Raw genomic sequence first — 15017 nt, 5'->3', positions numbered from 1 at the left:
TCCATATAGTGGGGCCGCATAGCGCGGAACGTTTGTTTGTCACAAGCTGCGTTCGAACGCACCTTCCGAACGGGTTCGCTGCTGCCTACAGGCGTTACGAATCACGCAACATCTCGCCGGCATGAGTGAAGACCAATCGCTCGCTGCGACACCGAGCACAGTCGAGGTCGTGCAGCCTCACTATGAAATGTGGGCGCACCAACACCATAGTGGTTCGGTATAGCACAGACCAATCGCGGCGCAAGGCAACTGCAACGGCGATTGTTCGGCGTGACCGACGTGGGCGCAGGAGATGGTGCAACTTGCCTCCACACTGCATTGGTGAAAGTTGACGCCAGACTGGCTTCGCACCGCGAGTTCCAACTCATCCGCGAATGTTTCCATCAGCCTGCGTGATCGCGGGCGTCAGCTGGCACTATTGAATTGCCGGGGATTCGCCTTCTCGTGTTCCAAAGTCAGCCTTGTGATCCATAGCGTCTGTCGCCGGTTCGTCGTGCTGTGCCGGGAACTGGGGTTCTTCATCGAAGCCGTGGTCGCGATCGACGGCAGCAAGTTCAAGGCAGTCAATAACCGCGACCGCAACTTCACCAGCGCCAAGCTGCAACGGTGCATGGAAGAAATCAAATTGAGCATCGAACGCTACCTGGTCGAGATTGACAGCGCCGACCGGCTACGGCCCAGGAGAAGAAAGAGTGGCTACAGAACTAGACACGACCCTGAAGGCGCGGATGAAGGAGCTCGAAGCAATCGGCGTCCAGCTCGAGTACACGCCCGACAAGCAGATCTCCCTCACGGATCCCGATGCCCGCTCCATGAAAACGCGGGGCACCGGCATCGTAGGCTACAACGTGCAGACGGCGGTTAAAACGAAGAACCATCTGATGGTGGCACGCGAAGTGACGAACGATGGTCTGGACCGGGATCAGCTCAGCAAGATGGGCAAACAGGCCCGCAAGGCGATGTGGGTTGGAGTACATCACGGCGATTGCCGACCAGGCTATTACAAGGGCGAGGAAATCCTCGCCTGCCACAAAGCCGGCACGATTCCCCTTGTCCCGAAGACTACCACCTCCGGCGTAAGGCCGACTTCGTGTATGACCACGACAATGACGAGTACGTCTGCCCGGCCGGGGAGCGTTTGATTTGGCTACATGAGCGTTGAGGCCGGGCTGACGATGCACCGTTACTGGAGTTCCCATTGTCCGATATGCCCGATCAAGGCCAAATGCACCCCCGGTGACTATCGACGCGACAGCCGCTGGGTGCATGAGGAAGAACTCGAGGTCATGCAGGCCCGGCTAGGCCGGGCGCCCGACAGCATGCGTATTCGGCGCCGGACGGTTGAGCATCCCTTCGGTACTCTGAAGGTATGGATGGGCACGACGCATTTCCTGACCAAGGGCCTCGAACGCGTCAGAAACGAGATGAGTCTGCACGTGCTCGCATACAACCTGAAGTGGGTGATGAATCTGCTGGGAAACGAGGCGCTGATGGCGACGATGAAGGCCTGAGAGGGCTTCCTCGCGACTCATTAGAGCGGATTTTTCGTGTTCAAACCGTTGGCTACAATCGCGACGCGCCGGAGCGACCGATTCTCGGCGCATCAGCAACCGTACATAGCCTCGGCCGGGCGCTAACCGCTGCGAGGTCATTTCGTTCGGCCGATGTCCTCACAAAGCCCCCCGAAGCATCCCCCTCATCTCAGGATCAACCACATAAATAAAAACCCCTTCTTAGCCCGGGTCATTAGCACGTAGTAAACATCGCGAATTATCCGAGAGAATGTAGCTCTCTTCTCTTCCTGGGACCCGCTGCGGGTGTTCATGTATCGCTGAAGGGCCGAGTCTTGTTGGGCTGATCCGCGAGCGCATACGCGGCCGTTTCTGTAGACGAGGTCTTCTCCGATCACGACGCCCACGTAGTCGTATTCTAAGCATTGAATTTTGTAGATGGCGTCCACTACTTCGCGCAGGTCTTGGCACAGAACCAATGCTCCCCGTCGTCCACTGTTATCAAAGGCAACAGCAGTGCTTCAAATTCAAACAGCACGGGCATAGTCATCGGCGTATTCCTTACAAAATCTCATCCAGTGTGGGTCTGCGCTGAGTAGTTTGCCCAGCGTGGCCGCTGGCGGCAACTCGCTCCGCATCTGGCGCGCGCCGTCGTCCCCCCGCCACGCCTGCGGGCTAAATGTGTCGTTTTTTCTGCACTCCCTGAAGTTGCTTCGGCGCAGGCCTGGCTGGGGTTGCTCTGGCATTGCTGGGGGTGAAAAAAGCCTGCGAATCCCTGCATGGGTGGACTGTTTTGAGAAGGCTTCTGGAGCGCAGTGGGGGATGGATTTTGAGAGGTGGCTCGGGAAAAGGGTTAGTTTTTGAAATGGCAGCCTGAGAGCAGCTGAGGCGCCCGTATTTACTGGGCTTGGTCGCTAACTTTGGAGGGTTAGTTATGGTTAGGTCTGAGGTTAGTAAGTTGTAAGTTACTGATTTATAAGGCTTTAACTTATTGAGTTTTTAACATCTATAAAGGTTAGGAAATAACCCTGTACTAACCAAAACCTAACCTGCGGCAGTAGTCGCAAAGCCGCGCAGCACAAGGCTTTCAGGGCAGTCAGCAAAAAACTAACCTTCCTAACCGTTTTCCGAGGGGTCAACATGAAAAGCCGAAAGCGCCTAGGGGGAGGGCGCTGGTACAGGTCCATCAGTTGCTGCGCACTCACGTTGGTGCGCAAACACTCCCAGAATCCAGTAACTGTCACCGAAACTGTCACCAGTTCTACGCAATGTCACCTTGATACCGCTGGAAGCCTTGAAAATAGTGGAGCGGGTGAAGGGAATCGAACCCTCGTTATCAGCTTGGGAAACTGATAACGATTACCTATGTACGTCTGTCTGAATAAACCTATTGGTTCACATCATCGTAAACGTATCCGCCGGATAATGGCGGCATATACTCATTAATTTCTGGATATAGTATCGTGGTACTCGATGTTGCTAAGAACATAAAGCTACAAAACAGATGAAAGTGTAGGTTTTTATTTTCGTTTGGGAGGAGGAATCGGTTTTTTGCTGGTGTTCTGTTCGTGGGTGGGTACATCCACGATTTGCCAGATTGAATGTAATGGGCAAGTCCATCCTCGATACTTAAAATCATATTGTGCTTATGATGATTTTTTATATCGGGTTCGTACCAGCCACTAATCTCATTAGCAAGTGATTTTGGGTCAAAGTCGAAGCCTTCACATACTAGAACAGAAAAAATTTGATCGTAAATGATTTCTTCTCTATTGAACGGAAGTGTGGCTATTGATCTGTCTCTAAATATTGGAGTTGTTGTGGACGTCTGGTCTGCCGTAGCTTTCACTCGAGCCAATTTATTCAAAGCATCTCGTAGTCCTGCTTTCGACAGACGACTCTTGACTTCGCCAATAGCACAGACACCTTCAATGGGGAAAAATCGCTGATGCTCATTCGATTCTATTCGTGGAACCGCCGAAGGGTCATAAACGACAATGTCTGCTTGGGTAGAAATGCCCCCCCGCTGAGTTCATTAGAAAACCTGTACCGATTTCAAGTCTTGCAGGGACGCACAACCTCAGAAAACCTCGAAGAATTTCCTCCCGGTAGGTACCAAACTCACCAGCATGTATTAATTTGCCAGTTGTTGGAGAGACAAATGTTTGGCGGGAAGCAGCGGAAAAAGAATGTCTGAAAAGTTCAATTTTTTCGTTTAGAAGTGCGCTAAAAGCTTGATTCATTATTAGCTATGCTCTGGGCTTTACTATCAGTGTAGGAGGCTGGTTCTGACTGCAGCCGACGGCTGCCGGATTGACACTCTAATTTTAATTGTCAGGAATATGCAACGTTGAAAAGTGTTGAATTTCCTTTTTCTTTGACACTGATTATGTTGATGTTATCGCTCATCAGCGCCTCTTGAATCTCTTCAATGACGTTACCATCTATACCAGTCGCATCTGCTTCATAGGTCAGGGAGAATCCTTCTGGATCTTGGATTTTTTTGCTCTCGACCAGGGTTTTGATTTCGCTTAAAACCCGCTGGTTCAAGGTTTTACGGTTGATGATCTTTTCAAAGTCCATAGCTTGAACAATTTCTGTCGGTAGGATCATCCAGACTGGATAGCCTGTGGAGATGGGACTTCCTTTGTTTACCTTGTTGGATTTTCTATCGGTGTACCCATTCCAGCGAAAACCGTGCGCATCTCTGCCGTCCCACTCCAACTTTGCGAGGGAAAAAGACCCTGCTCCCCCGTCATACAAAATCTCCAGATTTTTTACGCTTCCCCGTGGGCTCAAGACGGTTTTCGGGTCGATGTATGACTTTTCCATAATGTCTCTTCTCAGTTTGTTTTATAGCTATATAGCTACATTAGCATAGCTATGCTAATGGTCAAATCGAATCGGCAATTCCCTCTTTTTAGGGCCTAGAGCTTGGCTTGCGCAAAAATCAACGTCTGCACCATGGCCAACGTCAGCCTTTGGCCGTTCAATGCCGGGCATGCCTGCTAAAGGGGGGGCATATTCGGTGCAAATGACTGCGTCGGTCGATTGCAGATGGGTACACCCTGACATGAGGCGCTCGCCCGGGAGCGGAGTGCCTTGAGCTTCTCGACCTACGCACGCAAGCGATCGGTGGCTAGCCACGTCGTGGTAACTTGAAGGCCGACTCTGCTATTTAAGGAAAACCCAGTACTTCGGTGCAATCCGGGACGGTTCCCCCTGCAAGCAACAACGCTTTGCCGCTGGCAGCTCGCCGTTGATTAGGTACCACATGTCGGCCAGCACGCTACGCCTGTCGCCGTAATACGAGTGCCCGATGAGGTCCGTGTCGGTGTTCGATGCGTCGATCGTCTCGATCCCATTGACGACGATCAAATTCTCCCCTGATTCTCCGGCGCGTGCCCCGCCATGAAGCCATTTAGAGGTCGCTAGCGCACGGTCGTTAGAGGATGCATAAAGAGTGATTGGCGCACCGAGCTTCTGCAGGCCAGGCGCGATTTGTTCAGTGAACTCGATCGTACCGATGTCCGGCGCGGCGAGGATCACTTCCTTGATCCGTTTTACTTCCTTGGGGTCCGTTCGCGCCAACGCCATAAGTGCGTGCGTGAGCCCCCGGTTTCCCATGCTGTGCGCTATGAGGTAGATGCTCTCAGCGTCCGACTGCCTAAGCACATCGCGCAAGAACTGCTGAAGATGTGGCTCAGCATCGATAATGGCCTGCTCGTCTGCCGAATAGCTCAGTAGTTGATCTTGAGATGGCCAGCTAAAAAAGGCAGGGACGCCCGTGAAGCCAAGGTCATATGACATCTGCGCCGTTCGCCGCGCTGCGTCTTGGAAGCTAACGTTAAAGCCGTGCACAAATACCAGCAGACTTTTAGTTGCCGAGTCAGAGACGTCCCTTCGTAAGTTGGAAAAGAACTCGGTCGACGACACACTTTCCGTTCGCAACACCATTACATCAAACTCCGGTTCCTGCTCAAATCGCAAACGCCACCATGACGGTGCCTCAAGTTTGCCCATTTTGTGGTCACGCGGGATACTTACGTTGACTGTGCCGTAGCTGATCGTACTGGCACGTGTTGCCCCGAATGTGGAAGGCCCAGTCTTCTCCCGGTCGGTCGCAAATGCGACAGGCACGGATATGAAGGCATCTTCGGCACCAAGCGCGCACTCCATATCTATATCTTCACCCGGGGGGAAATGAACCCACTCCGTGCATCCCCTCCCTCTGGTTATACTGTACGGACTTGGGTGATCATCCGGTCGCGGCGACTGGATGCTTATTGGGACACTTACCTGCGGCTGATCTATTTTACCAATTCCACCGTACGGTACGCCGGCACTCATACATGCTGCTAGCACCAAGATCATCAGACCTATGAGAACCCATTTGACTCGTCTCATGACTTCTACCGTCTCTCTTCAGTCGTCCCATCTCGATAGCGCTCGGCGTAGTGCCATCCCATCCACTTACAATAGACGCCCTTCGTCAATCGATGGAGCCGATTTTAAGTCGGAAAGGTATGCAATACGCGTTAGCGCCTGGTTGTAGCTGCTTGAATTCGAAGCCTGCCTTGTATGCAATCGACGCGTATTAACGCTTGAAATAGCTGAAACTGACTGGGGTTGGCCATGCAGCACCTGCGCTTATCAACTATGCGGTTTCGTATGTTCGACCGCCTAGCAATAGTCTCGATGACTGCGCCATATCCGGTAAGAAAAATCCCCCAATTGTGGGGGATTTCCCATGAGGCAATATGTATTTACCGTCTCTAAGAGCCGTTGCATCGCAATGCCGCAGCCCTTGGACCGGACCACATTATTTGGCTTGGTAATTGCTCTGACGCTCCTACTCAACAAAAATAATCGATTCGGAGATTAGAACCTTGTGGAAACATCCCCTCCTACTCGTAATCACGTGCGGAATCGGAATCCTTACATTGGGTTTTGCCGCGACCATTATCCTTGTTCAGTTGCAGCTGGACTGACCAATCGACCTTAAGCTGCCATTGTATAAGGCAATTGGCCGTTTTCTATCCGTCGCGAGAGGCAGAAAACGACCAACTACTGACTGTCGGGAAGGAACACAATCGACCCATTGCATACTGCGGGAATAACGTAAAGTTAGAAAGTGGCAATTCGTAGAAGTGGACGTACTTATTGAGCATTTTACTATGAGCACTCCTCACTTATTGCCTCCCTTAACTCAGAAATGATTTCAGGTGCTATCTTTTTAAATATCTCCTCTGAAAAGAAATTACTTTTTAAGAAGTTGCAAACCCAGCAAGCCTTGGCAATATTTTTTATTTCGTACCCTAGCTCGTTATTTTTCCTGTCAATAGTCATAGTTGAAATAGCAGCATGCCGAGTATTTTTGAAGTATCGCATAAATTTTCGTATCTTAGGATTTGTTCCTTTATAATTCAGCACGTAATTACGAAGCTCGACATATTGCTCTAACGTCGAAGAGCAATAGTGGCAGATATCACTTGTGTCATTCCACCACTCTTTCAGCTCTACTACGTTTAAGCTAAAGGTAATACCGCGCTTTTTAGCGCCTTGCCGCATATTTGAGATGGCTCCGTTCCCAAAACGATAATATCCTTCAGATTTCAGTTTATCTGCACTTCGCCGTAGTGCGGCTATACCTTTTTCAGATTTTTGGTACTTCTCTGCAGCACGCCGTATCGCGGCTATACCTTTTTCAGATTTTTGGTACTTCTCTGCAGCACGTCGTATCGCGGCAATACCTTTTTCAGATTTTTGGTACTTTGAAAGTGAAGCTATGCCATTGTCTGTTTTGTAGTATTCGCTAACTGCTATTTTGTCACACTCCTTACAGTAGGAGTGCAAGCCGTCTTTATTGCGCGGAACCTTATAAAACTCCGAGACGGGCTTTTCTTTATTGCACTTTAGACAGATTTTTTTGTATATAAGCATGACTCTTATTTTGATCTGTAACTTATGTGTTCACGATATCGATGAACAGCTGACCTTCCTTGAGTATGGCTTATTGAGCTGGATACGCATCTCGTGAAGAAGGGAAAGAGCAATCCTTATGCGATCTGACTTGGGCGCATGCGCACCAAAGATGACAGACGTAAATGCAACTGGAGTCCGAAGCAATTGATAGCAAGCCAAAGTTTTTAGTTTAGTATAGACGGCGATTCAAACAACACAATTGACAGGCTAGCAGCTTGTCCACCGACTGCTCTTGGCCGTTATCTGCCGGATGTAAACGCAGTTTGCCGTAGCGTAAAGGTGAGTTGAGAGGGCTTGCTGGTACAGAACTGGTACAAGGGGAAATGATTGTTACTGTAAGCCTTTGTTTTAAAGGCCATTGCCGTTAATCGTTCCAATCCATCATCGGCGCGACGCAGAAACGGCGGGAGAGCGGGGCGGGTGTGGCGATGGTTACGGGCATTGGGGATCTGGAATCGGTGAGGCTGGGAGGTGGGGGAGTTTAACAGGAATGGGGGTGTGGGGCTGAGGTGGCTTTTAGCCTTGACTTGAGACCGGCTAATGGGGGCCATTTTGCACGGTTGGCGACAGGCGTCATCCCCGGTTACCTGCTATTAATCTATGGGTGTTCGAGTGCTGGTCCTTTCGGGAGCGCGTCATGAATCCATTTATTCGCATCGGCATTGTCGACGATCATCCGCTGTTGCGTGAGGGCGTTGCCAATACATTGAAAAAACGGGCGGATCTTCACGTCGTCGAGCAGGGCGCCAATGCGGACGATGCCAGGGATATTGCCCAGAGGACGCGTCCGGACGTGATGTTGATGGACGTCAATATGCCGGGCGATGTTTTCGCCGCGGTGCGGTTCATTTCCACGCAGTTGTCGGTGAAGGTGCTGATGCTGACGGTTTCAGAGTCCGAAGATGACGCCTTTTTGGCACTGGAGGCCGGCGCGCGCGGGTATGTGTTGAAAGGTGTCAGCGGACCGGAACTCGTCCAGGCGATCAGGTCGGTTGCCAAGGGTGAGACCTATATCACCCCCGAGGTTGCCAACAAGCTGCTGAGTAACATCAAGGAACACGAAGCGGAAGTTCACCCGCTGGATCTGAGCCATCGCGAGGAGCAGGTCATCCGTGAAGTTTCAACGGGGCTGACCAATAAGGAAGTTGCGTCAAAGCTGTTGATCAGCGAACAAACCGTCAAGAACCACATGAGCAGCGTGATGCAGAAACTGCACGCCCGAAATCGTGTCGAAGCGGTCGCTGCCCTACGGCGTTATTGGGAGCGCGAAGCTGTCGGGCGACTTCATCCCGGCGCGGGAAAAAACCAAGTGGATCCCCGGAGTGGCTCCTGACTAGAGTTTGAACTGTGCATTGACCGAAGTACCAGAGGCGCAGGAGTCGATGCTGAATAACCCGCCCAGAGACTCAACGCGATAACGCAATCCGGCGAGCCCCAATCGGGTTCTGCCGGATTTTTCGAGCAGCATGGCATCCGCCGCCATGCCTGGACCCCTGTCCCTGACGCTGATGTTCAATACGTCATCACTGTATTGCGCCTGGATGACCTGACCCTCGCCGTTGGCATAACGGTAAGCGTTGTTGAGGGCTTCTTGCACAAAACGGTACAAACAGAGTTTGAGCGGCAGTGGCGCGACCTTCGGCAGCCGCGCCAGGGTTAATGTGACCTTGGTGCCAGTGCGTTGCTCGTGCCGTTGGGCCACCAGTTGCAACTCTTCCACCAGGCTCAAGTCGTTGATTTCCGGAAGTGCCAGACCTCGAGATAAATCGCGGACCTCGCGCAATGCGTCGGTGGCGGCGCCACGAATGGTTTCCAGCGATTCCTGGTCGACAGCGGAGCAGTTTTCGACCAAGTCGTCGAGCCGGATCAGAATCAAGGTCAGTAACTGCGCCGGCCCATCGTGCAGGTCTGCACCAATTCGCCTCAAGGTGAGTTCGTTGACACGGGAAAACTCCTGGGTCGCCGTCGCAATCTTGCGCTGGAGTTCGGCATTACTAATGTGCAATCGGGTTTGCTCCTGCAGCCGCAAGCGCAGTGCCACTTGTTGTTGTTGGATAATCTTGTCACCGCGTCGCACGATGAAGAAAAGCAGCGTCAGCATGGCCAGCGTCGCGGCGCCAACGACCACCCATACCTGCTCCCGGACCTGATTGACCTCGCGCTTCAGGCTATCGGCCTTTTCATAAAACTCGCCCACCGCGATGATTTTCCCGGAACTGGAGTCCCGCAGGGGGGCGTAGATTTCATAGAGCGGCAGGTTGAGCTCACGTTCGAACTCGTTCTCATCCTCGTCCAGGTCTTTAAGGTCGGTGACCACGTTGCCCTTGAGTGCCTCCCTGATCTCATCGAGTGGGAATTTGTGGTTGGTGATGGCTTTGTTCGTGCTGTAGACCACTGTGCCATCGGCTCGCCAGATCTTGATCGAGACAATGTGCTGTTTTAACGAACGACTTTGCGTGAGGCGGTCCAGGGACTGGACGCTTTCAGCCGAAAGGCCATTGTCCCGGCTCATTTCCTGGACATAGGGCTCCAGAAACGTATCCATGTACTGAGCGCCTGCTTCGGCCGCGCTTTGTACCGCGGCATTTTCTATGCCTACGCTTACCAGATTGCCGACGAAAAACATGGTCAGTCCCAGGATCAGCGCGGCGGCAATGACAAACTGGGTCGAGCGACTCAGATCGCGCGCCTGTGCCGTGATCCGGGTGCGCCAGATTCCGTTGCGGGCCGCATCGGAAACCGGGGCAGGTCCGATCAAATTCTCAGTCTCCTGCGCGATAAAAGTCCCGTTTTTTGATTCGACGTCTGCATTTGGCATCGACCTGGTTCCCTGAACGTGATCAGTCGGTTGGAAAACCTTGCAACTCAACGGACATCTGGAAATTGCCGGGGTGGGCGTCCCTGTGGGCGCCACGCCCATGACTGACAGTAGTTCACTGTAGAGCGATCCGACAGCTTCACGGGTGGACGGAGGCGGGGGCGGTCAATAAGACAAGGTAGCCGTGGCGACACCGGTCTTGCGCCGGGTATATCCCATTGAACCTGCCTTCCGCAGTCGAGACTAATGCCGCAATGGTATTTTCGGTTATTCAGTTACGCAATTTCTGGCGGACAGAAAAAACCGGCCAAGTGCCGGTTTTGAGAGGTTTCAAAGGTCATCCAGGTCAAGGCAGTGAACCTGTCCAATAATCCAGGGCTCTACAATCTCGCTACGTATCGTACGTAGGAACGAACCCCACTCGATACGATTGTGAGCATCCGGGCCGGTAACCGTGAGCAGCAAGTACTCATCTCTGAAGTCGTCGTAGGCATAAACGAGCCAAAAGTCATTTTCGGGATCGTCTATAAGGGTGGTGCGATAATACTGACGGCTTATTTTTGCCCAGCGAGTTTGCATCTGTTCTGTACTGGCGAGATGGATATGGTGCATATCAGTCAGGTCGAGTTTTTCATCTCTGCCAAATATGGCAGGCAGATCGCCGAACAATTTATAGTTGTAGAACTGTGCGGCAATCGTTTCCCAATGTTTTATTTGTCGAAAAATTTCTGCGATTTTGACCGCTGGCATCCAGACTTACTTCGATATAGGAAGCTTGCCAGAGATCACAAAGGTATCGAATATCTTCTGCCCGTCACGCGCTGCTTCCCGAACATCCAGGAATGTCAGTTCTTTGTGGATGACCTTTTTGCGGGGCTTCACGGTTTTTTTAGTGGTGGCCATTGGGGCCTCCAATGTATGTGTATTCATGCTGACCAGCTTATTGGATGAATGGGATCCGGGCAAACCGTGTGGACGGCACTCGGGGCTGATTTTCGAGTCGCCAAACCCGACCGCCGTGAGGGCGTGGGTCGGACTATAGGTCTCGTGACAAGGGCGCAGCAATGGCGGAATGTACGGACGATTCCTATCGTGGTGTAGGACGCGGCTTTTTTTGTCTGAGTGGCTGATTCTTCAAGAACCCACCGCACCTGAACCAACGCTGTCACCCCGCAAAGTTTCATCATTCCCGCCGGGCGAACGGCCTAGGATAAAAGCATCAGGTCAACCCATCGCGCCTCCACCCAACAGGACATAGAAAATGATCTCAAACGTCATCAAGGTCGCACTCGTCACCAGTGCTGTGCTGTTGAGCGCCTGTTCGGGGGTGAGCACCACAAACCGCTATTCCGAAGAAAGCGTGCCGTCAGCCGGCTTCGGCCCGGGGCCCACCAATAGCCCCAACAAGATGAATTTCCATGGCAGTGCGCTCGGCAACAGCTTCGGTGAGTACAGCTCTGGCCTGCTGCACGATGACTGATCAGTAACAAATCACCTGGCATCCGCAACGAAAAAGGGCGCCCCTGAAGAGGGACGCCCTTTTTACCGTTCGACGAAATGTTCTGTCATTTAGCCTCAGGCACCGCTATCCACTGCCCCAAAACCTTCTGGTAATTTCCCGTCACTTTGGCCAAATGCAGCCACTGATCCACATACAACTTCCACGTCATATCATCACGCGGCAGCAAGTAAGCCTTCTCCCCATATTGCATGTACTGCGTCGGATTGACCGCACACAACCCCGGTTTGAGCTTCTGCTGGTACAGCGCTTCCGAAGCATCGGTGATCATCACGTCAGCCTTTTTGTCCAGCAGTTGCTGAAAGATGGTGACGTTATCGTGCAGTTGCAATTGCGCCTTGGGCAGGAAGGCATGGACGAAAGCTTCGTTGGTGCCGCCGGCCGGTTCGACCAGGCGAACCGTGGGTTGGTTGATCTGGTCGATGGTTTGGTACTGCGCCTGCTCTTCGCAGCGCACCAGCGGGATTTTGCCGTCGACGTCGAGGGTGGTGCTGAAGAAGGCTTTTTTCTGCCGTTCCAGGGTGACGGAGATGCCGCCCATGCCGATGTCGCATTTGCCGGCGAGCATGTCGGACATCAGGGTTTTCCAGGTCGTCGGCACCCACTCGACCTTGGCGCCGAGGCTGTCGGCCAGGGAGCGGGCCATGGCGATGTCGGTGCCCGAGTATTCGCCGTCCTCGGCTTTGAAGGTATAGGGTTTGTAGTCGCCTGTGGTGCAGACGCGCAGTTGGCCTTGTTGAATGACGCTGTCCAGGTGCGAAGGGCCTTCCTGAGCCTGAGCGCCAAACGATAGCGCGAGCAGGCCACTGAGCATCAGGGGGGTGTTGATGTTTTTCATGTTGTCGGGCTTTTGTGATGGAGTGGTTTTGAACGGGGGAGTGTAGTGAAACTTTCAGGGGAAACGGGCGCCCGCTACAGGTCGCCGATTTCTGCTTCCGGGCTCAAGGTTCCAAGCCACGCCACCAATCCCACAATCAACACCGCTGCTGCGAGCTCCACCATGACGCTGCGCCGCAACGCATTCGCCGCCACTCGATACTGCCCATCGCGCAAAGAACGCTCAAGCGTCGGCCCTAAATGAAAGCGGTTCAGCGCGGCGAGTACGAGCATGCCTGCAAACAGCGCCACTTTGACGAACAGCAAAATACCGTAGGTGCCGAGCGACAGTTTGGGCCCGGCGATGTAGAGGTAGTTCACAACCCCGCTCACCGCGATGACAACCACGATCACTGCGCCGACGGATTCAAACCGGGTAACGGCTCGAGCCAGCAGACGGATGCGATTTTCGGTTTGCAGTGCGTCGGTCTGTGACATCCAGGCAAACGCAACCAGTGCACCAAGCCAGGCGCCACCCGCTAGCATGTGCAGAATGTCCGCGGTGAAATGCCAGGCGCCTTCATCCATTGCCCCGTGGCCACTCCAGGCCAGGGAAGCAAGGGCGATGCCGCCAGCGATGGTCGCGACGAGCAAGCTGGCGCCAGGTGCACGTCGGTTGAGCATCATTGCGATTGCAGCGACAACCAGCACAATGATCCGCACCAACCAGGCCCGCCCAACGTCCGTTTCCAACACCATCATTTCAATGTGCGGGTACAGTGCGGCGATATTTGATTCACCGCTCATGGCACTTGCCAGCAAAAACATGCCGGCGACGGACATCAATACGCCGAGCAGGATGGTTCCCCTCAATAGCGAGCGAAACGGCAACACCATCCCCGAAATCCGTTCCTGTCCTCTGAGGCTGTACAGACCAAAGAGCGCCACTCCAAACAGCAGCATCAAATCCGTGTACAGCACAAAACGCAGGGTGATGTTGGCCAGTTCGCTCATCGATCACTTCACTTTGAACGCGACATTGCCGGTGATCGGGTGGGTGTCCGACGATACCGCGCGCCACTCGACTTTGTAGGCGCCCGCAGGCAGCGGAGAGACGGGGGTGATGAGCATGGTTTTCGGATCGCCGCCGCCGCTGACTTTGGCTTTCATGGGCATGGGCGAGTGCGCCATGCCGGGCATTTCGGTCATGACCAGTTTCGCCCCGGAAAACTGGGTCACGAGGTTTTCGGAAAAGTGCAATTCGATGGTTCCCGGCGCTGAGCCCTCCGTGCCTTCGGCGGGTATGGAGAAGAGCAGTTTCGGGTGGGCCTGGGCGAGGGCGCTCAGTAGCAGTCCGCTTGAAAATGCGATGGCAATAGCGATGGTTTTGAACGTGCGCATGCAGGGCCTCTTGCCGCTTGAAGCGGCTGATTGTGGGTGATTGGATGATTGGGGTCAGAACCACATGCGCACACCGAGAACCAGGCGTGCCTCGCTGCGGTCCTCGCCTTCGTCGGTGGCAAAATCGGCGGTTTTGCCGTAAGTGCGGTTCCAGGTCACACCGATGTAAGGTGCGAATTCCCGGCGGATTTCATAGCGCAGGCGCAGGCCGGCTTCACTGTTGGACAGCCCGGAACCGATACCGCGCTGCGGGTCGTTTTTGCCGTGAAAGTTGAGTTCGGCGGTCGGCTGCAGAATGAGTCGATTCGTCAGGAGGATGTCGTAGTCGCCCTCCAGACGCGCAGCGGTCTGGCCGCCTTCGCCAAGGAAGGCCGTGGCTTGGGCTTCAAAGTTGTACAGCGCCATGCCTTGTACGCCGAAGGCGGCCCAGGTTTGCGGGGGGCCGGGTTTGAAGTCCTGGCGCACGCCGCTCACGAGGTCCCACCACGGCGAAATGGCGTGGCCCCAGAGTGCCTGGATTTCAGCATCTTCGGTCTTGCCGTTGGTGCGTTCGCCTTCGGATCGCAGCCACAGGCGATCGATGTCGCCGCCGATCCAGCCCGACAGATCCCAGGCCAGGGTGCTGCCGTCGTCGGCGTCCTGCCACTCAAGCTTGTCAGCGAGCAAGAGTGAGTTGAGCGCGCGGTCATGCACGGTGTGGCCCTTGGGGCTTGCGTAGACAGCGACGCGGTCGGCTTCGGTCAGCGGCGGGATGGGTGTACGGCTTTCGGCCGGTGCAGCGGGCTGCATTTGGCCGTGATCCATGGGCTGCATCTGGCTATGGTCCATTCCGGTCATCTGGCCATGGTCCATGCCCTGCATGTCATGGGTGGCTGCTATCGCCGACGAAAGCGTCGGCCCGAGGGTGACGAGGGCCAAGGCGATGGGGGCCAAGGCTATAGGGGTGAGCCTGATCATGGGTAGCGCC

The 15017-nt window shown here is 53.8% G+C and carries 14 protein-coding genes and 1 pseudogene; 3 read left to right on the top strand and 12 right to left on the bottom strand.

Features of this window, described 5'->3' with window-relative positions; all coding sequences use genetic code 11:
- Positions 1-466 precede the first annotated feature (466 nt).
- A pseudogene (locus tag BJ917_RS32250) lies at positions 467-1511 on the top strand (transposase); the annotation flags it as partial.
- A gap of 185 nt (positions 1512-1696) precedes the next feature.
- Here BJ917_RS32250 and BJ917_RS32640 read toward each other — a convergent pair.
- The 5 genes from BJ917_RS32640 to BJ917_RS31985 all read right to left on the bottom strand — a co-directional run bounded on the left by BJ917_RS32640 (position 1697) and on the right by BJ917_RS31985 (position 7454).
- A complete protein-coding gene (locus tag BJ917_RS32640) occupies positions 1697-1960 on the bottom strand; it encodes a DNA/RNA helicase domain-containing protein (protein ID WP_158602471.1) in 264 nt (87 codons plus the stop codon).
- A 938-nt stretch (positions 1961-2898) separates the two neighbouring features.
- On the bottom strand, positions 2899-3528 hold the full coding sequence (locus BJ917_RS32635) for a DUF6602 domain-containing protein (protein ID WP_372237703.1): 630 nt from the start codon (positions 3526-3528) through the stop codon (positions 2899-2901).
- 317 nt (positions 3529-3845) lie between these two features.
- Positions 3846-4343 carry a hypothetical protein gene (locus BJ917_RS07675; protein ID WP_121102931.1) on the bottom strand — a complete coding sequence of 166 codons (498 nt, stop codon included), beginning with the start codon at positions 4341-4343 and terminating at the stop codon, positions 3846-3848.
- 342 nt (positions 4344-4685) lie between these two features.
- Positions 4686-5534 (bottom strand): alpha/beta hydrolase, encoded by an 849-nt coding sequence (locus BJ917_RS07670; RefSeq protein WP_218570193.1) that lies wholly within the window; start codon positions 5532-5534, stop codon positions 4686-4688.
- 1152 nt (positions 5535-6686) lie between these two features.
- Positions 6687-7454 (bottom strand): hypothetical protein, encoded by a 768-nt coding sequence (locus BJ917_RS31985; RefSeq protein ID WP_177435565.1) that lies wholly within the window; start codon positions 7452-7454, stop codon positions 6687-6689.
- Positions 7455-8133: 679 nt separating this feature from the next.
- On the opposite strand from BJ917_RS31985, the gene BJ917_RS07660 reads away from it, so the two are divergent.
- A complete protein-coding gene (locus BJ917_RS07660) occupies positions 8134-8829 on the top strand; it encodes a response regulator transcription factor (protein ID WP_121102927.1) in 696 nt (231 codons plus the stop codon).
- On the opposite strand, the gene BJ917_RS07655 is transcribed toward BJ917_RS07660, so the two are convergent.
- From BJ917_RS07655 to BJ917_RS31980, 3 genes are all read right to left on the bottom strand, one after another.
- Complete coding sequence (locus BJ917_RS07655) at positions 8830-10314, bottom strand: sensor histidine kinase (RefSeq protein ID WP_121102925.1); 1485 nt, start codon at positions 10312-10314, stop codon at positions 8830-8832.
- A 330-nt stretch (positions 10315-10644) separates the two neighbouring features.
- Positions 10645-11064 carry a type II toxin-antitoxin system YafO family toxin gene (locus tag BJ917_RS07650; protein WP_121102923.1) on the bottom strand — a complete coding sequence of 140 codons (420 nt, stop codon included), beginning with the start codon at positions 11062-11064 and terminating at the stop codon, positions 10645-10647.
- Positions 11065-11070: 6 nt separating this feature from the next.
- Positions 11071-11217, bottom strand: coding sequence for a hypothetical protein (locus BJ917_RS31980; RefSeq protein ID WP_177435564.1), 147 nt, complete (start codon positions 11215-11217; stop codon positions 11071-11073).
- Between the two features lie 358 nt (positions 11218-11575).
- Here BJ917_RS31980 and BJ917_RS07645 point away from each other — a divergent pair, with 358 nt between their 5' ends.
- Positions 11576-11794 carry a hypothetical protein gene (locus tag BJ917_RS07645; protein ID WP_096512594.1) on the top strand — a complete coding sequence of 73 codons (219 nt, stop codon included), beginning with the start codon at positions 11576-11578 and terminating at the stop codon, positions 11792-11794.
- Positions 11795-11879: 85 nt separating this feature from the next.
- Here BJ917_RS07645 and BJ917_RS07640 read toward each other — a convergent pair whose 3' ends face one another.
- The 4 genes from BJ917_RS07640 to BJ917_RS07625 form a co-directional block, all read right to left on the bottom strand.
- Positions 11880-12671, bottom strand: a complete 792-nt coding sequence (locus tag BJ917_RS07640; RefSeq protein ID WP_121102922.1) for a transporter substrate-binding domain-containing protein — start codon at positions 12669-12671, stop codon at positions 11880-11882.
- A 74-nt stretch (positions 12672-12745) separates the two neighbouring features.
- Entirely contained in the window at positions 12746-13663 is a 918-nt protein-coding gene (gene copD, locus BJ917_RS07635; RefSeq protein ID WP_121102920.1) for a copper homeostasis membrane protein CopD, read from the bottom strand.
- Between the two features lie 3 nt (positions 13664-13666).
- Positions 13667-14050 carry a copper homeostasis periplasmic binding protein CopC gene (gene copC, locus BJ917_RS07630; protein ID WP_096512591.1) on the bottom strand — a complete coding sequence of 128 codons (384 nt, stop codon included), beginning with the start codon at positions 14048-14050 and terminating at the stop codon, positions 13667-13669.
- A 54-nt stretch (positions 14051-14104) separates the two neighbouring features.
- Positions 14105-15007: a copper resistance protein B gene (locus BJ917_RS07625; protein WP_121102917.1), complete on the bottom strand. Its 903-nt coding sequence runs from the start codon at positions 15005-15007 to the stop codon at positions 14105-14107.
- Positions 15008-15017: the final 10 nt, after the last annotated feature.

The organism is Pseudomonas sp. WPR_5_2 (assembly GCF_003634475.1).
Lineage (GTDB): Bacteria > Pseudomonadota > Gammaproteobacteria > Pseudomonadales > Pseudomonadaceae > Aquipseudomonas > Aquipseudomonas izuensis.
This window is presented reverse-complemented; position numbering and strand designations above follow the sequence as displayed.

Excerpts from the sequence above, each read along its gene's own strand:
- BJ917_RS07675 (WP_121102931.1), bottom strand. The coding sequence starts at position 4,343 with ATGGAAAAGTCATACATCGACCCGAAAACCGTCTTGAGCCCACGGGGA.
- BJ917_RS07670 (WP_218570193.1), bottom strand. The coding sequence starts at position 5,534 with ATGGGCAAACTTGAGGCACCGTCATGGTGGCGTTTGCGATTTGAGCAG.
- BJ917_RS31985 (WP_177435565.1), bottom strand. The coding sequence starts at position 7,454 with ATGCTTATATACAAAAAAATCTGTCTAAAGTGCAATAAAGAAAAGCCC.
- BJ917_RS07660 (WP_121102927.1), top strand. The coding sequence starts at position 8,134 with ATGAATCCATTTATTCGCATCGGCATTGTCGACGATCATCCGCTGTTG.
- BJ917_RS07655 (WP_121102925.1), bottom strand. The coding sequence starts at position 10,314 with ATGCCAAATGCAGACGTCGAATCAAAAAACGGGACTTTTATCGCGCAG.
- BJ917_RS07650 (WP_121102923.1), bottom strand. The coding sequence starts at position 11,064 with ATGCCAGCGGTCAAAATCGCAGAAATTTTTCGACAAATAAAACATTGG.
- BJ917_RS31980 (WP_177435564.1), bottom strand. The coding sequence starts at position 11,217 with ATGGCCACCACTAAAAAAACCGTGAAGCCCCGCAAAAAGGTCATCCAC.
- BJ917_RS07645 (WP_096512594.1), top strand. The coding sequence starts at position 11,576 with ATGATCTCAAACGTCATCAAGGTCGCACTCGTCACCAGTGCTGTGCTG.
- BJ917_RS07640 (WP_121102922.1), bottom strand. The coding sequence starts at position 12,671 with ATGAAAAACATCAACACCCCCCTGATGCTCAGTGGCCTGCTCGCGCTA.
- copD (WP_121102920.1), bottom strand. The coding sequence starts at position 13,663 with ATGAGCGAACTGGCCAACATCACCCTGCGTTTTGTGCTGTACACGGAT.
- copC (WP_096512591.1), bottom strand. The coding sequence starts at position 14,050 with ATGCGCACGTTCAAAACCATCGCTATTGCCATCGCATTTTCAAGCGGA.
- BJ917_RS07625 (WP_121102917.1), bottom strand. The coding sequence starts at position 15,007 with ATGATCAGGCTCACCCCTATAGCCTTGGCCCCCATCGCCTTGGCCCTC.